General features: G+C 59.6%; 23 protein-coding genes. 6 read left to right on the forward strand and 17 right to left on the reverse strand.

The window, feature by feature from the left end:
- Window positions 1–106: 106 nt before the first annotated feature.
- From rseP to ACST81_RS14520, 8 genes are all read right to left on the reverse strand, one after another.
- Window positions 107–1,240 carry an RIP metalloprotease RseP gene (gene rseP / locus ACST81_RS14485; protein WP_438748726.1) on the reverse strand — a complete coding sequence of 378 codons (1,134 nt, stop codon included), beginning with the start codon at window positions 1,238–1,240 and terminating at the stop codon, window positions 107–109.
- A 29-nt stretch (window positions 1,241–1,269) separates the two neighbouring features.
- Window positions 1,270–2,103: a phosphatidate cytidylyltransferase gene (locus tag ACST81_RS14490; RefSeq protein WP_438748728.1), complete on the reverse strand. Its 834-nt coding sequence runs from the start codon at window positions 2,101–2,103 to the stop codon at window positions 1,270–1,272.
- Complete coding sequence (locus ACST81_RS14495) at window positions 2,103–2,846, reverse strand: isoprenyl transferase (RefSeq protein WP_438748730.1); 744 nt, start codon at window positions 2,844–2,846, stop codon at window positions 2,103–2,105. Before ACST81_RS14495 ends, ACST81_RS14490 begins: the two co-directional genes overlap by 1 nt.
- Window positions 2,847–2,883: 37 nt before the next feature.
- A complete protein-coding gene (gene frr, locus ACST81_RS14500) occupies window positions 2,884–3,444 on the reverse strand; it encodes a ribosome recycling factor (protein WP_438748732.1) in 561 nt (186 codons plus the stop codon).
- A gap of 47 nt (window positions 3,445–3,491) precedes the next feature.
- Window positions 3,492–4,214: a UMP kinase gene (gene pyrH, locus ACST81_RS14505; protein WP_438748734.1), complete on the reverse strand. Its 723-nt coding sequence runs from the start codon at window positions 4,212–4,214 to the stop codon at window positions 3,492–3,494.
- Between the two features lie 206 nt (window positions 4,215–4,420).
- Window positions 4,421–5,347 carry a translation elongation factor Ts gene (gene tsf / locus ACST81_RS14510; RefSeq protein ID WP_438748736.1) on the reverse strand — a complete coding sequence of 309 codons (927 nt, stop codon included), beginning with the start codon at window positions 5,345–5,347 and terminating at the stop codon, window positions 4,421–4,423.
- Window positions 5,348–5,600: 253 nt separating this feature from the next.
- Window positions 5,601–6,368: a 30S ribosomal protein S2 gene (gene rpsB, locus ACST81_RS14515; RefSeq protein ID WP_438748738.1), complete on the reverse strand. Its 768-nt coding sequence runs from the start codon at window positions 6,366–6,368 to the stop codon at window positions 5,601–5,603.
- Window positions 6,369–6,561: 193 nt separating this feature from the next.
- Entirely contained in the window at window positions 6,562–7,398 is an 837-nt protein-coding gene (locus ACST81_RS14520) for a cell envelope integrity EipB family protein (protein WP_438748739.1), read from the reverse strand.
- 155 nt (window positions 7,399–7,553) lie between these two features.
- Between ACST81_RS14520 and ACST81_RS14525 the strand changes: the two genes are divergently transcribed.
- From ACST81_RS14525 to ACST81_RS14540, 4 genes are read left to right on the forward strand one after another with little or no spacing between them, the layout of a single operon-like run.
- Window positions 7,554–8,021 (forward strand): RidA family protein, encoded by a 468-nt coding sequence (locus ACST81_RS14525; RefSeq protein ID WP_438748741.1) that lies wholly within the window; start codon window positions 7,554–7,556, stop codon window positions 8,019–8,021.
- A gap of 13 nt (window positions 8,022–8,034) precedes the next feature.
- Window positions 8,035–8,760, forward strand: a complete 726-nt coding sequence (locus ACST81_RS14530) for a glycerophosphodiester phosphodiesterase (protein ID WP_438748742.1) — start codon at window positions 8,035–8,037, stop codon at window positions 8,758–8,760.
- Window positions 8,761–8,763: 3 nt separating this feature from the next.
- Window positions 8,764–9,957, forward strand: coding sequence for a GNAT family N-acetyltransferase (locus ACST81_RS14535; RefSeq protein WP_438748744.1), 1,194 nt, complete (start codon window positions 8,764–8,766; stop codon window positions 9,955–9,957).
- Between the two features lie 30 nt (window positions 9,958–9,987).
- On the forward strand, window positions 9,988–10,413 hold the full coding sequence (locus tag ACST81_RS14540) for an HIT family protein (RefSeq protein ID WP_438748745.1): 426 nt from the start codon (window positions 9,988–9,990) through the stop codon (window positions 10,411–10,413).
- 10 nt (window positions 10,414–10,423) lie between these two features.
- On the opposite strand, the gene ACST81_RS14545 is transcribed toward ACST81_RS14540, so the two are convergent.
- The 9 genes from ACST81_RS14545 to ACST81_RS14585 form a co-directional block, all read right to left on the reverse strand.
- Window positions 10,424–11,341 (reverse strand): phosphatase PAP2 family protein, encoded by a 918-nt coding sequence (locus tag ACST81_RS14545; RefSeq protein ID WP_438748746.1) that lies wholly within the window; start codon window positions 11,339–11,341, stop codon window positions 10,424–10,426.
- Window positions 11,342–11,433: 92 nt separating this feature from the next.
- Window positions 11,434–11,775: an AzlD domain-containing protein gene (locus ACST81_RS14550; RefSeq protein WP_438748748.1), complete on the reverse strand. Its 342-nt coding sequence runs from the start codon at window positions 11,773–11,775 to the stop codon at window positions 11,434–11,436.
- Window positions 11,775–12,512: an AzlC family ABC transporter permease gene (locus ACST81_RS14555; RefSeq protein WP_438753579.1), complete on the reverse strand. Its 738-nt coding sequence runs from the start codon at window positions 12,510–12,512 to the stop codon at window positions 11,775–11,777. The genes ACST81_RS14550 and ACST81_RS14555 overlap by 1 nt, the downstream gene beginning before the upstream one ends.
- 78 nt (window positions 12,513–12,590) lie before the next feature.
- The gene (clpA, locus tag ACST81_RS14560) at window positions 12,591–15,113 is read right to left on the reverse strand and encodes an ATP-dependent Clp protease ATP-binding subunit ClpA (protein WP_438748750.1); all 2,523 of its coding nucleotides are present in this window, start codon (window positions 15,111–15,113) and stop codon (window positions 12,591–12,593) included.
- Window positions 15,114–15,122: 9 nt separating this feature from the next.
- Entirely contained in the window at window positions 15,123–15,476 is a 354-nt protein-coding gene (gene clpS, locus ACST81_RS14565; RefSeq protein WP_062585593.1) for an ATP-dependent Clp protease adapter ClpS, read from the reverse strand.
- Window positions 15,477–15,715: 239 nt separating this feature from the next.
- On the reverse strand, window positions 15,716–16,066 hold the full coding sequence (locus ACST81_RS14570) for a phasin family protein (protein WP_438748753.1): 351 nt from the start codon (window positions 16,064–16,066) through the stop codon (window positions 15,716–15,718).
- A gap of 230 nt (window positions 16,067–16,296) precedes the next feature.
- On the reverse strand, window positions 16,297–16,500 hold the full coding sequence (locus ACST81_RS14575; RefSeq protein WP_325464438.1) for a DUF3126 family protein: 204 nt from the start codon (window positions 16,498–16,500) through the stop codon (window positions 16,297–16,299).
- A gap of 93 nt (window positions 16,501–16,593) precedes the next feature.
- Window positions 16,594–17,421, reverse strand: coding sequence for a serine O-acetyltransferase (gene cysE, locus ACST81_RS14580; RefSeq protein WP_438748755.1), 828 nt, complete (start codon window positions 17,419–17,421; stop codon window positions 16,594–16,596).
- Window positions 17,422–17,523: 102 nt separating this feature from the next.
- Window positions 17,524–18,309, reverse strand: a complete 786-nt coding sequence (locus tag ACST81_RS14585) for an alpha/beta fold hydrolase (RefSeq protein WP_438748757.1) — start codon at window positions 18,307–18,309, stop codon at window positions 17,524–17,526.
- Between the two features lie 170 nt (window positions 18,310–18,479).
- Between ACST81_RS14585 and ACST81_RS14590 the strand changes: the two genes are divergently transcribed.
- Together ACST81_RS14590 and ACST81_RS14595 are read left to right on the forward strand one after the other, a co-directional pair.
- Window positions 18,480–18,725, forward strand: a complete 246-nt coding sequence (locus tag ACST81_RS14590; protein ID WP_438748759.1) for a zinc-finger domain-containing protein — start codon at window positions 18,480–18,482, stop codon at window positions 18,723–18,725.
- Between the two features lie 24 nt (window positions 18,726–18,749).
- The gene (locus ACST81_RS14595; RefSeq protein WP_438748760.1) at window positions 18,750–19,910 is read left to right on the forward strand and encodes an FAD-dependent monooxygenase; all 1,161 of its coding nucleotides are present in this window, start codon (window positions 18,750–18,752) and stop codon (window positions 19,908–19,910) included.

Genomic DNA, 19,910 nt, shown 5'->3' on the forward strand with positions numbered 1-19,910 from the left:
CAGATTTGCATTATCGTAAACAATTCCTTTCGATCAACCCATTGAAATCCCAATAGGGCCGATCACCTCCGCGAGGGCCGCATCCACCGGTGCGAACCCCGAATTCCTAGCCCAGCAGCGAACTGATATCGTTCCACGTGGCAAACACCATCAGCATCAAGACCATGGCGAAGCCCACGCGAAACGCAATGTCCTGCATACGCGGCCCAACGGGTTTTCCACGCAGGGCCTCAACCGCATAAAACATCAGGTGGCCGCCATCAAGTACCGGAACCGGCATTAGATTGAGAAGTCCAATGGAAACCGACAGGACCGCTGCCAGCTGCAGAACGGCGGCAATACCGATCGTCGCCATCTGGCCGGATGCCTGCGCTACGCGGATCGGACCGCCAAGCTGATCCGCTTTCATGCGCCCCATGACCAGGTTGGAGAGGTAATCGAACGTACCGGTGACGATATGCCAGCTCTCGACCGCACCCTGCCCCACGGCCTCCAGCGGACCGAATGTCTGCAAGCGGAAATTGCCGGTTTCCTGATTGGTCAGGATGCCGATGATCCCCAGTTCCATCTTGTTGCCAAACTGGTCGGTGATTTCGGTGCGCTGCGGCACCATCGGCAGGTCGAGCAGTTCGCCCTGCCGCTTGATCTGGATGGTAATCGGCATTTCCGGACGGACGCTGACATAGCGCCGGACATCGTCGAAGGTCGAAACGGGCGTGCCGTCGATCGAGACCAGCAGATCGCCCGGCAACACCCCGGCCTGGGCGGCGGCGCTGTTTTCCTTGACCTCGGCGACGACGGGATCGGCGACCGGCTTGCCGTAAATCGAAAACAGCACGGCGAAGATGGCGATGGCGAGGATGAAATTGGCAATCGGACCGGCAGCGACGGTCGCCGCCCGCTTCCACAGTTTCGCCCCGAGGAAAGTCCGGCTGCGGTCTTCGAGGGAATATTGCTCCAAGCGGCTGTAATCGGGAACGCTCGCGGCATCCTCGTCGCCGAAGAATTTCACATAGCCGCCGAGGGGAATGGCGCAGAATTTCCAGCGCGTCCCGTGCTTGTCGGTATAACCGAAGATTTCCGGCCCGAAGCCCACGGAGAAGGCCAGGATACGAATGCCCGACCAGCGGCCGACCAGATAGTGACCCATCTCGTGCACGAAGACGAGCAGCGTCAGAACCAGCAGGAACGGTACGATATAGCCGAGAATCAGGTGAAGCGTATCGGCCAGGTGAGCCATGTCGTTCCTCGATCAGGTATGCCGGACCATTACGGCCCGAGCAGGATTGCCCCCATGGGCGCACTCTGTCCGCCAGCGGACACGACTTGCACAAGAGCAATCAGAAGCGCGGCAAAACAGGCAAAAACAAGACCGTCGACCCGGTCCATGACACCGCCATGGCCGGGGATGAGCTTGCTCGAATCCTTCACGCCGAACCGGCGCTTGATATAGGATTCGAAGAGATCGCCAATCTGGCTGGAAACGGAAAGTACAAAGGCCAGCAGCGGAATGCCGATATCATCGAGCGAAAAATGGCTCATGAACACCAGGACGCCGGCGATCACGCCAGATACGGCGCCGCCGATCGCGCCGGACCAGGTCTTGCCGGGCGAAATGCGCGGCGCGAGCTTTGGTCCGCCGATCGCCCGGCCGGTGAAATAGGCAAGGATATCCGTCGCCCACACGACCGCGAAGACGAAGATCATCGCAAGCAGGCCGATATCGCTGTCGCCGCGAATCGCCGAGAGTGAAATTCCGGTCAGTCCGGCATAAACGATGCCTCCCGGCAGCCACCATGTCCCGCGCCGGATCAGCACCCAGATTGCGGCGGCAATGGTAAAACCAGCCAGGACCAGGAGCGTCAGGTTGGAATTGTCGAGGAGAATCAGCGCGGCGATGACGACCTGCGACAACCAGCCGAAGGCATTCCCCTGGAAGTCACGTTCCGCCAGCCGCGTCACGGTCGACCATTCGTAATAGACCAGCAGCGCGATCGCCACCGAAAGCAACTGGAATACCGTTCCGCCGGCCCAGGTCGCACCAAGAGCGATTATGGCAAGCACGATGCCGGAAATGATGCGCAGTCGCAGTTCGCTCTGCATCAGGAACCGACCGCCATTGTCGGCTGGGACAGCCCGCCGAAGCGGCGCTCCCGTCCGGCATAGGTCTTCAACGCGGCCAGGAACACCTCGCGGGTGAAATCAGGCCAGAGTTCCGGAATGAACAGAAGCTCGGAATAGGCCGCCTGCCACAGGAGAAAATTCGACAGCCGTTCTTCGCCGCTGGTGCGCAGGACGAGATCCGGATCCGGAATGTCGGCCGTGTCGAGCTTGCTGGCGATGCGCTCAGGCGTGATCTGGTCCGCTGTCAGGCGCCCCTGCGCGACGTCGATCGCCAGGGCGCGCATGGCGCGGGTCATCTCGTCACGGGAACCGTAATTGAAGGCGATCACCAGCGTTATTCCGGTATTGCCGCGCGTCGTATCCTCTGCCTCCAGAAGCAGGGGCAGGATATCGCTGCGCAGATTGGTCTTGTCGCCGATCACCCGAATGCGGACATTCTGGTGATGCAGGTCGGCAAGGTCGCGGCGGATGAAGGCCTTGAGCAGCCCCATCAGGTCGGACACTTCTGCTTCCGGCCGGCTCCAGTTCTCCGAGGAAAAGGCAAAGAGCGTCAGGTAGCGGATGCCAAGCTCGCCTGCGGTGCGGACCGCCTCGCGGACCGCCTCCACGCCCTTGCGATGCCCCATCGTGCGCGGAAGACCGCGCGAATTGGCCCAACGGCCGTTGCCATCCATGATGATGGCAACATGCGTCGGGACATTTCTAAGCAATGGGTTTGACATCAATGGTCCGAAAAAACAGAGACTCGAAAAATGCAGACTAGACCTGCATGATTTCCTTTTCCTTATCGGCGAGCAAGCGGTCGATGTCGGAAATCATCTCATCCGTCATTTTCTGGACCTTTTCCGACTGGCTGCGGCTGATATCCTGACCGATGTCACCGTCTTTTTCGGCTTTTTTCAGGCTGTCCATACCATCGCGGCGAACGTTGCGAACGGCAATCTTCGCCTTTTCGGTATAGTCATGAGCAACCTTCACCAGTGACCGGCGGCGCTCCTCGTTCAGTTCCGGCAGCGGAATACGCAAATTCTGGCCATCAACGATCGGATTGAGGCCGAGATTCGATTCGCGGATGGCGCGATCGACGGCATTGACCATCGACTTGTCCCAGATCGAAACGCCCAGCATGCGAGCTTCGGGAACGGTGATATTGGCAACCTGGTTCAGCGGCACGCGCGAACCATAGGCTTCCACCATGACCGGATCGAGCACGTTTGCCGATGCACGGCCGGTTCGCAGCGACGCGATATCGCTCTTGAACGCGGTAATGGCGCCATCCATGCGGCGCTTCAGATCACTCAGGTCAATACCTTCACTCATGGATCAAACTCCCGTTTATCACGGCGGCAGTGACGCCACCCTCAAGCTCAATTGTCGGTAACGATGGTCGCTCGGCCACCGCCGGTCAAGATTTCAGCGAATCCGCCCTTTTCGTGGATCGAGAAAACGATGATCGGAATGCTGTTTTCACGCGCCAGCGCAACGGCGGCGACGTCCATGACGGCGAGCCCCTGCTGCAGCACTTCGCTGTGCGTCAGGCGGTCGTAGCGGGTCGCGGTCGGATCTTTCTTCGGATCCGCGCTATAGATGCCGTCAACCTGCGTGCCCTTGAAGATGGCTTCCGCGCCCATTTCGGCGGCGCGAAGGGCTGCGGCCGAATCCGTCGTGAAGAACGGATTGCCGGTGCCGCCGGCGAAGATCACGACGCGGCCGAGCGAGAGATGATAGAGCGTGGCGCGCTGCGAGAAGCTTTCGCAGATTTCCGGCATGGCGATCGCCGACAGGACGACGGTGTCGATGTCGAGCTTGCGCAGCGAGGTCGCCAGCGCCAATGCGTTGATCACGGTTGCCAGCATGCCCATGTGGTCGCCGGTCACCCGGTCGCCGCCCTTGGAGGCCACCGCCACACCGCGGAAGATGTTGCCGCCACCGACGACGACGCCGACTTCCACTCCCATCGCGCGCGCTTCGGCAATGTCGGAAGCAATCCGGTCAGCCACGGCGACATCGATGCCGAATCCCTGGTTTCCCATCAGCGCTTCGCCGGAAGCCTTTAGCAGCACACGTTTGTAGAGAGGTTTGGCCGGCATCGTCACTCCTGTCGAAGGGGCACACATGCAAGATGGTGCGCAAAACTGATCTTTCGTCCCCGCGCGGCCAATATCGCCCCGGATTATCTCCGGAGGAGCCTGCGGCAATGGGATGATGCCGGATACACGAAGGGCACCGCGTTGTCACGCGATGCCCCAACTGTTTCCTAACAAGGATGATGGTTTTCCCAATCAGGATGAAGAAATCAACCCTTGGCGACGGCAGCCACTTCAGCGGCGAAGTCGGTCTCTTCCTTTTCGACGCCTTCGCCGAGCAGAAGGCGGGCCATGCCGACAACTTCGATCGGTGCGCCGACCGTCTTTTCAGCTTCCTTGACGGCAGCTTCGACGGTCAGGTCGGGATTCATGACGAAAGCCTGCGACAGAAGCGCGACTTCTTCGAAGAACTTGCGCATGCGGCCGTCAACCATCTTTTCGATGATGTTGTCCGGCTTGCCCGAAGCGCGGGACTGCTCGATGAAGATGTTGCGTTCGCGCTCGGCGACAGCAGCATCGACTTCCGTCGAGCGGATGGCGAGCGGGTTGGTCGCAGCGATGTGCATGGCAACCTGGCGGCCGATCGCGTTCAGCGCGGTCTTGTCGCCGGTGGACTTGAGGGCGACGAGCACACCGAGCTTGCCGAGGCCGTCAGCAACAGAGTTGTGGATATAGGTGGCGACGACACCGTCTTCGACCGACAGCAAAGCCGAACGGCGCAGCGTCATGTTTTCACCGATGGTGGCGATCGCGTCCGTGACGGTTTCAGCGACGGACTTGCCGGTTGCCGGATAGGTGGCAGCAGAGATCGCGTCAACGGTTCCGTTGGTTTCGAGAGCAACGGCAGCGATCCCGCGGACCAGATCCTGGAAGGCATCGTTGCGGGCAACGAAGTCGGTTTCGGAGTTGAGCTCGACGACGACGGCCTTGGTGCCGCTCGAAGCGATACCGATCAGACCTTCGGCAGCCGCACGACCCGACTTCTTGTCGGCCTTGGCGATGCCCTTGGCGCGCAGCCAGTCGATCGCGGCTTCCATGTCGCCGTTGGTTTCGTTGAGTGCCTTCTTGCAATCCATCATGCCTGCGCCGGTCGTTTCGCGCAGTTCCTTCACCATTGCTGCAGTAATAGTGCTCATCTTTTTTGCCTCTTCGTTTGTTCGGCTGGCGCGCTGCCAGAAAACCGGCGCGTTACCAGGAGGATGTGGCAGGGCATGACCCCTGAATGTGACATCGTGATGAAAATTTCATCGCGACGATACGCATCTTCCGTGGGCGGCGTCAAAAGGCTCGCCCGATGCAAAAGAACAAGGCCGTTCACTTTTTCAGTCGTAAACGGCCTTGTCCTGATTGTCTGAATGGAATGGCGGGCAGGCCCGCCATCCGGCCTTATCAGGCTTCGGCAGCTTCTTCGAGAGCCGGCTCGAGCGGCAGGTCGGAAGCGGCGCCGAGGTCACGACCCGACGAGCTCTGCTGACGGGCGATGCCGTCAAGCGCCGCACGGGAGATCAGATCGCAGTAGAGCGAGATCGCGCGCGAAGCGTCGTCGTTGCCGGGGATCGGGAAGTCGATCTGGTCCGGGTCGCAGTTCGAATCGATGATGGCGACAACCGGGATGCCAAGACGCTTGGCTTCTTCGATGGCGATCGATTCCTTGTTGGTATCGATGATGAACATCAGGTCCGGCACGCCGCCCATGTCACGGATACCGCCGAGAGCGCGGTTGAGCTTTTCGCGTTCGCGCTCGAGGTTCAGGCGTTCCTTCTTGGAATAGCCGGAGCCTTCCGAAGCGAGGATTTCGTCGAGTTTGCGCAGGCGCTGGATCGAGTTCGAAATCGTCTTCCAGTTGGTCATCATGCCGCCGAGCCAGCGGGCATTGACGTAATACTGGGCCGAACGCTTGGCAGCATCGGCGATGATTTCGGATGCCTGGCGCTTGGTGCCGACGAACAGAACACGGCCGCCCTTGGCAACGGTGTCGCTGACGGTCTGCAGCGCGCGCGACAGAAGCGGAACGGTCTGTGCGAGATCGATAATGTGAACGTTGGAACGATCGCCGAAGATGTACGGCTTCATTTTCGGGTTCCAGCGGTGAGTCTGGTGGCCGAAGTGAACGCCAGCTTCCAAGAGCTGACGCATGCTGAAATCAGGCAATGCCATGCCTTTTTCTCCTTTTCCGGTTGAACCTCCGCAAGGCAAACAGCATCTTCGTTGAAGACGCCACCGGGTGGAATTGTCCGGATTTCTCCCGGACGATCCCAAACCTTACGTGTGGAATGCGGTGCCCTTACCCGCTGTCGCCTGATAAATCAAGGGCGAAGGCGCGAAATACTGCCCGTCGAGATGCCGGAACCTACTTGCAGTCGCCTTCCTTGAACATTTCGAGGTTGGCAAGCTTGCCGCTCAGGACGAAATCGCCGTAGTCCATCGTCAGGTCGCGCGTGATGCCGTTTTCATAGAGCTTGAACTCCATGCGGTAGATCGGCAGCGCATCGCCCGACATGGCGTCGTTAAAATAGGAAATGGTCACCGGCCAATAGGGTTTGGCTGCCATGGCACCGGCCTTGCCGGCATCGCTGGTCTCGGTATCATTGGCCGCTGGCTGCTGCAGTTTGCCCACCATCGTCGTGGTGATCAGCGTCTTGTCGCCCGAATCGGAACCGTCGAAGATGCGCGATTCAAACAGCTTCTCGCCCTTCTTGGCATGATCGATCACCTCGAGCATATGCTCGGTCGGAAACAGGCTTTCTGCGAGATCCACTTCCCGCTTGTCCGGCGAGGTCAGGTCGACCTTCACGCCTTCCTTGGCCTCATGGGCGGAGCCGCGCACTTCCTTGTCAAGCTTCTCGTCGGTAAAGGAGCGCGTCAGGAAGCGGAAATTGCCGTTCTTCAGGTCTTCGTAGGTCGTCGTCTGCTGGTCGGTCAACTTGACCTCCTCGCCGGTATCGACCTTGGTGACGAAGCGGAAGCTGACGGTATAGCCCTCGCAGGCCGAGCCGTTGAATTCATAGACCATGCGGCCATACATTCCGGAAATGCCGGATCGTTCGGAGGCGTCTTTCAACTCCAGGTCATAGACCGCGCGATGCGGCACAAGGATATTGGCCGATGCGGCGGAAACGCCGCCGGCCGTCATGCCTGAAAAACAGACCCATGTCAGAATGACAGGGGCAAAGCCTGAACGAAACATCCGTTTCCTCCTGTTGGACTCGCCGCCGATGCTATAAGAACAGATCCGGCGAAAGCGAGGCATAGATGATCGTGAAGACGTATTTCACGACTTCATGAATCACGGCTTTGCATGCAGCATTTGATGGCAAAACACAACAATCACCGGAGTTATCCATGTCCGCAGAAATAGAAGCACGCATCAAGGAACTGGGAATCACCCTGCCGCAAGCCGCCGCGCCGGCCGCCAATTACGTTCCCTTCGTCATCAGCGGATCGCATCTCTATATTTCCGGCCAGTTGCCGATGGAAGACGGCAAGATCGCCGTCACCGGCCATCTCGGCGACAATGTCGATGTCGCCACCGGCCAGCGCGCCGCCGAACTCTGCGCCATCAACATCCTTGCCCAGGCCAAGGCAGCGCTGGGCGGTGACCTCTCACGCATCCGCCGCGTCATCAAGCTCAATGGCTTCGTCGCCTCCAGGCCGACCTTCGTCGAGCAGCATCTGGTCATCAACGGCGCGTCGAACCTGATCGCCAAGGTTCTGGGCGATGCCGGCATCCACGCCCGCGCCGCCGTCGGCATGGCTGCCCTGCCCTTCAACGCCGCCGTCGAGATCGACGCCGTCATCGAAATCGCTTGAACGGGCTGCCATCATGAAAGACCTGTCCTGGCTGACAGCTCAGCCGATCGCGCATCGCGGTTACCACGACCTCAACCATTCCATCTGGGAAAACACGCTTTCGGCCTTTTCCCGTGCCGTCGAAAACGGCTTTGCGATCGAATGCGACCTGCAATACACCGCCGACAGCGTTCCGGTCGTTTTCCATGATGACGACATGCTGCGTCTGTGCGGCATCAAGGGCGACATCCGCGCGAAGACGGCAGGCGAACTCGGCCTGATCACCATCGGCGGCACCGCCGACAAGGTCCCGACGCTCGGCCAGCTTCTCAGGCTGGTCAAGGGCCGGGTGCCGATCGTGCTGGAACTGAAGGGCCGGCGGGGCGATGACGAGGGTTTTGCCGACGCGGTGCTAGAAACGCTTGAAAGTTATGACGGTCCGATCGCGCTGATGAGCTTCGATCACTGGCTGCTCAAGGATTTGAAGGCGCTTAACGCACCCTACCCGGTCGGCCTGACAGCCGGTGGAATCAATCCAGAAGAATTTGCGGTTCACGAAGAAGCGATGCAGCTTGGCCTTGATTTCATTTCCTATTTCTATCGCGATCTGCCAAATTCCTTCATCACGAAGCAGCAGTCACTCGGGCGTGCCATCATCACCTGGACGGTCAGGGATCAGGATGCCGTCGAGCGCACGTTCAAATATGCGGAACAGATGACATTCGAGGGTTTCGACCCCAAGGAAAGGCCCATCGCTTAAAGCATGACAGGCGAAGTCAAAATCCGCATCGAAACCTCCTTTCAGGATATTTCGAAGGAAAGCTGGGACGGATTGTCGGGCGCCTCCAAGGGGCAGCCCGGCGGTCTCTACAATCCGTTCGTCTCGCACGCCTATCTGTCGGCGCTCGAAGAATCCGGCTCGGCCACGGCCGAGACCGGGTGGCTCGGTCAACATCTGCTGATGGAAGACGATACGGGTGGCCTTGCCGGCGGACTGATCTCCTACCTGAAGAACCATAGCCAAGGCGAATATGTCTTCGACCACGGCTGGGCCGATGCCCTGGAACGGGCCGGCGGGCGCTATTACCCGAAGCTGCAGTCCTCGGTGCCTTTCACGCCTGCGACAGGACCGCGGCTGCTGGTCGCGCAAGGCGCCGATATACCCACCGTTCGCAATTCGCTGACCGCTGGCCTGCAGGAACTCACCCGGCGTCATCATGCATCCTCGGCGCATGTCACCTTCGTGCCGGACGAGGAAATTCCCACATTCGAGCAGGCGGGCTTCCTCCACCGGACGGACCAGCAATTCCATTTCCTCAATGAAGGCTACGCCTCCCACAACGACTTCCTGGAAACGCTGGCATCGCGCAAGCGCAAGGCGCTGAAGAAGGAACGGCGGACAGCGCTGGAAAACGATATCAACATCGACTGGCTGACCGGCAAGGACCTGACGGAAAGTATCTGGGACCAGTTCTTCCGCTTCTACATGGACACCGGAAGCCGGAAATGGGGTCGGCCCTACCTCAACCGGAAATTCTATTCGCTGATCGGCCAGAACATGCCGGACGATATCCTATTGGTCATGGCCAAACGCAACGGCAAGTATATTGCCGGCGCCATCAACTTCATCGGCAGCGATGCGTTGTATGGCCGCCATTGGGGCGCGATCGAGGATCACCCCTTCCTGCATTTCGAAGTCTGCTATCATCAGGCGATCGACTTTGCGATTGCGAAGGGGGTGAAGCGCGTCGAGGCCGGCGCGCAGGGTGAACACAAGCTCGCCCGCGGCTATCTGCCGACGACGACCCATTCCGCGCATTTCATCGCGCATCCGGGCCTGAAGCGCGCGGTGGCCGACTATCTGGAGCGCGAACGACAGGATGTCGAGCAGATGAGTGACGTCCTCACGGAACACAGCCCGTTTCGCAAAGGCGAACGGCAAGAGATCAACGATTGATTCCACGACCATTGCAGAGGAGACACGCGGATGACCAGCGGCGCCTATGATACCAACAATATTTTCGGCAAGATCCTGCGCGGCGAAATTCCCGCCCATAAGGTCTTCGAGGACGATTACACCCTGGCCTTCATGGATGTGATGCCCCAGTCGGAAGGCCATGTTCTGGTCATTCCCAAGGCGCCATCGCGCAATATCCTCGACGCAGATCCGGCGACCTTGGGACCGCTCATTGCCGTCGTGCAGAAGATCGCAGTCGCAGCCCAGGAAGCTTTCGACGCCGATGGCGTGACCGTCATGCAGTTCAACGAGGCACCAGCCGGGCAATCGGTCTTCCATCTGCATTTCCACGTCATCCCTCGTCATGAGGGCGCGGCCCTGAAGCCGCATTCCGGCAAGATGGAGGATGGCGGCGTTCTGGCCGCCAATGCCGCGAAGATCAGGGACGCGCTCTGACCCAGGCAGGTCAGGCGAACATCGCGACCGCTGCTGCATTCTTCTGCCGAAGCAGACTGCTGGCAAGCAGGTTGGCAAGGCAGAAGATCGCCACCCCCCCAAGCACATCGCTCAGATGATGCCCGCCCTGAACGAGGATTGCGGGCACCATGACGAGGTTGACGGCAAGAAGGGGCCAGAACACCAGCCGAAGCCGGGTGACGAAACACACGGACATGCAGGCCATGACGGTGTGAAACGAGGGAAAGCCGATCAATCCCAGGACATTGCGCGGTGTCAGATAGTTGACACCCTCCTGCCCCAGCCGGACGAGTTCGGCGCCATAGGCCGGACCGACGGCGATCGGCATGGTGTTCAGCACAGCCTGAGGCAGGCTGTGGACCGATGACGCCCCGAAGGACGGAAACAGCGACCAGCAGAGGATCGACAGCAGGGCACCGAAAATCCCGGTCAGCAGGAACCGGTGCAGTGTCGGGATATCGACGAAGAAGCCGAGGATCAGGATCACCAGCACGAGTTGCGGCAGCGAGCTGAAATAGACGACCCGCAGCAAGTCACCAAACAACGGATAGCCTGAAATCCAGATGACGAAAGATGGCCAGTCGAAGCCGAGCGCCGCGTCGATCCGGGACAGCGTCGCATCGATCGGCGGAAAGCGAACCGGCAGCAACATATAGTTGAAGATCGAACCCGCCATCGAGAAGACGAGAAACAGTCCGGTTGCCGTCAGCGTCGCGGAAATGCGCGCATCCGGCCGGAAGCGCCGATAATACTGTCCCAGCGCGAGCGCCGAAACGCCAATCGCCAGCAGGCCCGCATAACCGGCAATATCGACGCCGACACCCTTGGTGACGATCAAGATGCAGCCGAGCACCATCAGCGTCGCGATGATCATCAGGATGGATCGTTCGGCGGGAAGAAACAGCATGCGAGCCTCCGTTTGGCTCAATGCTTACACTGCCGGTTATAAAATTTGGATAAATGGCGGGAATGACGCGGTGGCCCCTCGTCCCTTCGCATTCAAATCCCGAGAAAATAAAGCCCGATCGCCAGCACGGCGATTGCCGTGGCGATGCCGATCGCCGGTTTGCGGCCACTGATGAAGAAGGCGAGTGCCCCGGCGGCAACCGCACCCAGCCGCAGCCACAGAGGCGAGTGCTCGAGTACGCCTGTTGGATAAAGGATCAGCTTGGCGATGACGGCAGCGACCAACGCGGTGGCAACCGCCCTCACCCAGTTCAGCGCCTCGGAATCTTCGCGCAGCCGACTGCCTGCCAGCACTCCAAGCCAACGCCACAGATCGGTCGCGAGCCAGCCGGCAAGAGCGATGAAGATATAGGCCCACCAGCCTTCGAGCACCATTATGGACGGGCCTCCCTGCGGTTACGCCACTGGCGCTCGGCGAACCAGGCCAATGTACCGCCGCCAAGTCCCGCAAGCAGAATATCGAATTGCGGAACAAGCCAATAAAAAACGGGGCCGGCAACAAGACCGGCGGCCAGCGCCACATAGATCACCGGATGGCGCGCGGAATTCCAGATGGAGGCCAGGAAATAGACCGGAGTGAGAAAGAACAGACATCCGGAAACGATCGGCGGAAATTCGGCGACGAACTGATAGACCACCGCCACCAACAGCATGTTGGTGAGGACCAGCGTGATGCCGAAACCGGCGAAAAACGCAATCCGGTGTTCGCGCGGCACGGCCTGCACCCGTTCCATCGCGAACACCCAGGCAGTGATGGCGACGAAATGGGACAGCAACAGGAGCAGCCATGTCGGCGTCTTTTCGGTGCGGATTTCGGGAACGAGGGCCGCGACCATCGGCATCAGGCGGATCGAGGACAGGGTGACGGCGACGAAGGCCGTCAGCACATTGGCGCCCCCGAGAATCGACGAGACGAGGATGACCTTGGCCGGCAGCGCCCAGACGATGCCGGTCATGAACACAACCTGTTCGACGGGAATGCCGGATTGAGCGGTGAAAGCGCAGAAGCCGACAAAGGACAGCATCAAAATCATCGCCGGCAGGCTGAAAATACCCCGCATGCCGGCAAGGAACCAGTCCCGCCCCGAGCCGACCCTCGCGCTTTCGTCCATCATACCGCCCGCTGTTTCATGTCATAAAAAAACAGTGCCGGACCATTCCGCCCGGCACTGTCTCTGATCTGCAAGTCTTTACTTCTTGCGCGGCACTTTCGGCACCGTGCTGCCCTTGCGGGGTGGCTCGGTCGCCTTGGCTGCCGGCTCTTCGGTCACGGCTGCGGCCTTGGAAACCTTTTTCGGCTTCGCCCGCCCTTCCGGCTCGGCACCGACCGTTTCCAAGTCCTTCGGCTTGGCAGCCTTGGACGACTTGCGCACCGGCGCCACGACTTCTGCTTTCGGCTTGATCCTGGCCGTTTCCGGAACGTAATCAAGGAACAGGCCCTTCGTACCATCCGGCTTTTCGCCGACCGTCACCTTGACGACGCCGCCTTTCTTCAGCTTGCCGAAGAGGATTTCGTCGGCCAGCGGCTTCTTGATGTGCTCCTGGATGACGCGTGACAGCGGACGCGCACCCATCTTTTCGTCGTAACCCTTGTCGGCGAGCCAGGCGATGGCTTCCGGCTGCAGATCGAAAGTGACATTGCGTTCGGCAAGTTGCGTTTCCAGCTGCATGACGAACTTTTGCACCACCTGATGGATGACCGGCGTGGGCAGCGAGGCGAACGGAATGACCGCATCCAGTCGGTTGCGGAATTCCGGCGTGAACAGGCGGTTCAACGCCTCGACATCCTCGCCTTCGCGCTTGGCCGATCCGAAGCCGAACGCGGCCTTGGCCATTTCCGATGCACCGGCATTGGTGGTCATGATCAGGATGACGTTGCGGAAGTCGATCTTCTTGCCGTTGTGATCCGTCAGCGAGCCATGGTCCATGACTTGCAGCAGGATGTTGAACAGGTCCGGATGCGCCTTCTCGATTTCGTCGAGCAGCAGGACGCAATGCGGATGCTGATCGACACCGTCGGTCAAAAGGCCGCCTTGGTCGAAGCCGACATAGCCGGGAGGTGCGCCAAGCAGCCGCGAGACCGTGTGGCGTTCCATATATTCCGACATGTCGAAGCGTAGCAGTTCGACGCCGAGCGACGATGCCAGTTGCTTGGCGACCTCGGTCTTGCCGACGCCGGTCGGACCGGAAAAGACATAGGAGCCGATCGGCTTGTTCGGTTCGCGCAGGCCGGCTCTCGCCAGCTTGATTGCCGAGGACAGGGCCTCGATCGCCAGATCCTGACCGTAGACAACCGAACGAAGTTCCTTTTCCAAGTTGGCGAGAACGGCCTCGTCGTCCTTGGAAACAGTCTTCGGCGGAATCCGGGCCATCGTCGCGATCGTCGCTTCGATTTCCTTCTCGGTGATCAGTTTGCGGCGCTTGCCGACGGGCAGCAGCATCTGGGCCGCACCGGTTTCGTCGATCACGTCGATCGCCTTGTCCGGCAGCTTGCGGTCATTGATATAGCGGGCCGAAAGCTCGACGGCCGACTTGATCGCCTCGTTCGAGTATTTCAGCTTATGATAGTCCTCGAAGTAAGGCTTCAGCCCCTTCATGATCTCGATGGCGTCGTCGATGGTCGGTTCGCTGACGTCGATCTTCTGGAACCGGCGCACGAGCGCGCGATCCTTCTCGAAGAACTGGCGGTATTCCTTGTAGGTGGTCGAGCCGATGCAGCGGATCGCGCCCGAAGACAGTGCCGGCTTCAACAGGTTGGACGCATCCATGGCGCCGCCTGAGGTCGCACCCGCGCCGATAACTGTATGGATCTCATCGATGAACAGAACAGCGCCCGGATACTCTTCGAGTTCCTTGACCACCTGTTTCAGACGCTCTTCGAAGTCACCACGGTAGCGGGTGCCGGCGAGCAACGTGCCCATATCCAGCGAGAAGATGGTCGCGTCCTGCAGCGCTTCCGGCACGCGCTTTTCGACGATGCGCTTGGCCAGACCTTCGGCGATCGCCGTCTTGCCGACGCCGGGGTCGCCTACATAGAGCGGATTGTTCTTCGAACGGCGGCACAGGATCTGGATGGTCCGGTTGACCTCCGCATGACGACCGATCAGCGGATCGATCTTGCCGACCTTGGCCTTTTCGTTGAGGTTGACGCAATAGGCGGTGAGCGCGTCTTGCTGCTTCTTCGGACCGCCCTCCTCCTGCTCGCCGCGCGAGGCCTTCTGCTCGGATTCGGGCTCGTCGGCGCCGCGTGGTGGACGCGCTTCCGATACACCCGGCCGCTTGCCGATGCCGTGCGAGATGAAGTTGACGGCATCATAGCGGGTCATTTCCTGCTCCTGCAGGAAATAGGCGGCATGGCTTTCGCGTTCGGCGAATATGGCGACGAGTACGTTGGCGCCGGTCACCTCTTCCCGCCCGGACGACTGGACATGGATCACGGCGCGCTGAATGACGCGCTGGAAGCCCGCTGTCGGCTTTGAATCCTCATCGTAGCCCGTCACCAGATTGCCCAACTCGTTGTCGACATAGTCCGACACCGTCTTGCGCAGGGCATCCAGGTTGACGTTGCACGCGCCCATGACGGCCGCCGCGTCGGCATCGTCGATCAATGCCAGCAGCAGATGCTCCAGGGTCGCATATTCGTGATGGCGCTCGTTGGCCAGCGTCAGAGCCTGGTGCAGTGCCTTCTCAAGGCTGGTTGAAAATGTTGGCACGTCAGTTCCTCATTTCTTTTCCATGACGCATTGCAGCGGGTGCTGATGTTCGCGGGCGAAATCCATCACCTGCGTCACTTTGGTTTCGGCAACTTCGTAGGTGAAAACGCCGCACTCACCCACGCCGTGATTGTGAACATGCAGCATGATCAGTGTTGCCGCTTCGCGGTCCTTCTGGAAAAAACGCTCCAGAATGTGGATTACGAATTCCATCGGCGTGTAGTCATCATTCAGAAGCAAGACGCGATAAAGACTTGGCTTCTTCGTCTTCGGCTTTGTCCGCGTAATGACAGACGTGCCGCGGTTGGTATTTGAACCATCCCCGTCGCTGTCATTTTGCATCCGGACCGGCATGGCGATCATTCTACTTCATTCCCTTATCGAGCCGCAAATGCCTCGGCGATAATCGCGGCCTGTTCGTGACACATAATCTAGTGGTTCTTTTTCGGATTTTAAGGCTGTTCTTCCGCACTGCAATCATATTTGCATGAACTGGTGCGAGATTGACCAACTTTCTTGGGCCTTTTGCGGCGGCCAACAACGAAAACCGGCCGCGGAGGGACGCGGCCGGTTTTCAGAAATTCGAATTGTCTGGTGCGGTTTTACGCCGCTGCAGCCTTGACGGCAGCGGTCGCCTTGGCAACCGGGGCTTCGTACGGCTTATAGGCATCCTTGGCGAGGTCGGCATACATTTCGCCGATCTTCGTCGCTTCGGCGACGTAGCCTTCATAGGAGGACTTGACGTAGTTCGTCTGGAGTTCGAAAGCAGCTTCGACGCTCTTCACCGTGCTGATCTTTTCGATATGGGCAACGCTGTCTTCGAAAGCCTTCTTCGAATAATCGGCGGCTTCGGTGGCGATCGCCTGAAAAGCCTTCGTCAGCGTGGCGTAGCTCTTCAGCAGCGTGTCCATGTTTTCTTTGTTCTTCTTGTTCGCATCTTCGAAATTGAACATCAGGGTGCTCCTTTTTTGATGGCCCGCGATTGTGACAATTTATGTGCACCGCACAATAAAGTCAATATTCACGTGCAATGCAATAAACCTTATGATTGCAACGCCTTGATGAAGATCGACGAAAATCGAACCATTTTTGCGAAAAAATAAATGAAAAGTATGATTTTATGAAAAAACCCGGCCTGATGATCAGGGCCGGGCTTCAATGGACGCTCAACTGGAGAGAGCAATTACAGGTCGATATCCAGGATCGCCATCGAAAAGTTGTACGAGAGCTCGCCGTCTTCCTCATCGCGGAAAACGACACCGAGAAACTCGTCGCCTAGATAGACCTCGGCGGATTCGTCCTTCTTCGGCCGTGCCTTGATTACCATCGACTGGTTGAACGTGCGCTTGAAATAGGCTTCGAGCTTTTTGATTTCGTCAGGCTTCAAGACATTTCTCCATGGCGGTTTGATTTGCGCCGCTTCTCGCACAGAGCTTCAATCGGTGTAAACCCCGTCTGCCGCCGACCGGCAAACGTTGGATCAGATTTCGAAGGACACGAGCAACTGGTCCATGGAGCGGGATGGTTCGGAGCATCCGGCCTCGCCCACGACGCGCGCCGGAACGCCGGCCACCGTGGTCTTCGGCGGAACTTCCTTGAGCACGACCGAACCGGCCGCGACACGCGAGCAATGACCGATATGGATATTGCCGAGGATCTTTGCGCCGGCGCCGATCAGAACGCCATTGCCGATCTTCGGATGGCGGTCGCTGCCTTCCTTGCCGGTGCCGCCGAGCGTGACGCCATGCAGAATGGAGACGTTGTCGCCGATCACGGCGGTTTCGCCGACGACCAGACCGGTCGCGTGATCGAGGAAGATGCCCTTGCCGACCCGCGCCGCCGGGTTGATGTCCGTCTGGAAGACGGAGGACGAGCGGCTCTGCAGATAGAGCGCGAAATCCCGGCGACCACGGCTCAACAGCCAGTTCGCGAGCCGATGAGTCTGGATCGCGTGAAACCCCTTGAAATAGAGGATCGCCTCAAGGAAGCGCGTGCAGGCGGGGTCACGATCGTAGACCGCCTGGATATCGACGCGCAGGATCGAACCCCATTCCGGCCAGTCATCGAGCATTTCGGAGAAGGTCTGGCGCAGCAGATTTGCCTGCAGATCGGGATGATCGAGACGTTCGCAGATGCGGTAGATGACACTGTCTTCCAGCGAACGCTGGTTGATGATGGTCGAATAGAGAAACGCCGCCAGCAGCGGATCCTGCTGGGCCGCGATCCGGGCCTCTTCCTGCAGGCTGTCCCAGATCGGATCCATGGTCTTCACGATCTCGGCCGGGCGTAAGTCAGTCCTGGCGACCATTGCCGCTCTCCTTCGTCTTCATCGTTCTGTCAGCTTATAGGGCAAATTGCGCCGGATATAAATGGTCCGCGCTCAAATGGCGCAAATCTGCCTGGCATGGTCTCAGCCGTTGTCAATCCTGGCGAGGAAATCCAGCACCGCCTTCTTGAACACCCTGTCACCGACCGCCAGCATGTGGTCGCGGCCGGGAATATCCAGCGCAATGGCATTGGGGATCAGTGCCGCAAGCTCCTGCCCCGAACCGGCGATATCGTCCTTCGTTCCGACGCCGATCAGCACGGGAACGTCGATCTTGCCCATGTCCTCCGCCGAGATCAGATCACGGGATGTGCGGATGCAGGCGGCAAGCGCCAGCCGATCGCTTTTCGTCTGATCGGCGAAGGCACGGAACATGCGGCCGCGCGCATCCGTGACCACGTCCAGCGACGGCGCCAGAAGCGCGTCGGCGATCGGATCCCAGTCCCCGACACCCGTCACAAGGCCGATACCGAGCCCACCCAGAATGAGGGATCGAACCCGGTCGGGATATTTGAGCGTGAGGTAAGCTGAAATCCGCGCACCCATCGAATACCCCATCAGATGGGCCTCAGGGATGCCGAGATGATCGAGCAGCGCCACGGCATCCGTCGCCATCCGGCGGATATAATAGAAGTCCGGATCATGCGGCTTGCTGCTGGCGCCATGACCGAGATTGTCGAGTGCGATGACGCGGTAGCCGGCGTCGCCCAGTGTCTTTAGCCAGCCGGGATAGACCCAGTTGACATTGGCACTGGAGGCAAAGCCGTGGATGAGCAGGATAGGCTCGCCGGACGGGTCCCCTTCGTCGAAATAGGCGATTTCCAGCCCGTCATGGAGGAAGGTCGAAAAGGGAGGCGGATTCAGATTCATGGCGAGCAGTCCTGTTTTGCGCCGAACCTAAGACAGCAACCGCGCGACGAAAACCCCGGCGCGGCAAAAAACGCGAGGGCGCGGCATCTTTGCCGCTACACTTTTGACGCAAAGCTTTCTATGGTGCCGCCAATTCGACCTTCTTTCAGACGACGCAAGTGGAGCAGCACATGGCCGGTCACGGTATTCCTCATTTCCAGAACGACGGCGGTCACGCAGTGATCGAGATCGGCGTCAAGGAATTCATGTGTACCGGCGCTTCCGTGCCCTATGACCATCCGCATATCTATATCGACATGGGCGACGACAACGAAAAGGTCTGCTCCTACTGCTCGACGCTCTATCGCTACAACGCCAAGCTCCATGCGGACCAGACGCTGCCGGACGGCTGCACCTTCAACACGAAAGCTGCCTGAGCCCATCCAGGGACATGAGCAATCATGACGCATAGCGGGCCGGTCGCGATTGTTGGAGCCGGGATCGCCGGATTGACGGCAGGGCTCAGCTTCGCCCGCAAGGGTATTGCCGTCGACATCGTCGAACAGCGATCGGTGTTGACCGAAGTCGGCGCCGGCCTGCAGCTTTCCCCCAATGCCACACGTATTCTCGACAGGCTCGGGCTGACATCCCGGCTTGAACAGGTCTGGAGCGATCCTTCATCGATCAACCTCGTCGATGGCAGTTCGCTGCGCACGCTCGCCTCCGTACCGTCAGGCAAGTTTGCACGCGACCGCTGGAAAGCCCCCTATGGCGTGCTGCACCGCGCCGATCTTCAGAAAATCCTGCTTGAAGCCGTCGAGTCCAATCCACTCTGCCGGCTGCGTCTGGGCGTCCGGATCGAAGGGCATGCGAGCAAATCCCTCACCGGCATTCTCGGCGTCGCGCCACGCCTCATCGTTGGTGCCGATGGCGTCTGGTCGCGTATCCGCAATGAAGTTCAAGGCGCTGGAAAAGCAATGTTTTCCGGCAACACCGCTTGGCGCTTCACCTTAGGTGAGACCCTTGCGTCTGCTGCCCTGGATTTTACAAAAGTAGCCGCCTATCTCGGTGGCGGCGCCCATCTTGTCGCCTATCCTCTTCAGAAGACGCGCAGTTTCAACATCGTCGCGATTGCCGGTGGCTGCGACTGCGGCGAAGTGCGGGATGTCAAGCCGGCCCCGGAGAGCACACGAAGCGAACTGATCAATGCTTTTCGCGGCTGGCACCCGCAGCTTGTCGACATTCTCCGCAATGCTGACGCCCCCTCCCTCTGGCCACTCTATCAGGTTACCGATGGCGACTGGAGCCAAGGCGAAGACGTGGTGCTGATCGGCGACGCGGCCCACGCCATGATGCCCTTTGCAGCCCAGGGTGCCGCAATGGCGATCGAGGACGCGTTCGAACTCGCCTCCTTCGTTGCCAGGGGCCTGCCTCTCACCACCTTCGTCGCCCATCGGAAAACGCGGATCGGGCGGGTGCGTTCACGCGGCGCGTTCAACCGCTTCGCCTATCACGCCCGTGGTCCGATCCGGCTCGGGCGCGACTTCGTGCTGTCGATTCGGCGACCGGAAAGCCTGGCCGCCGATTTCGATTGGCTCTATGGCTACGAGCCGAACGACTGA

This window comes from Pararhizobium sp. O133 (assembly GCF_051669845.1).
In the GTDB taxonomy this organism is placed as follows: Bacteria; Pseudomonadota; Alphaproteobacteria; order Rhizobiales; family Rhizobiaceae; genus Pararhizobium.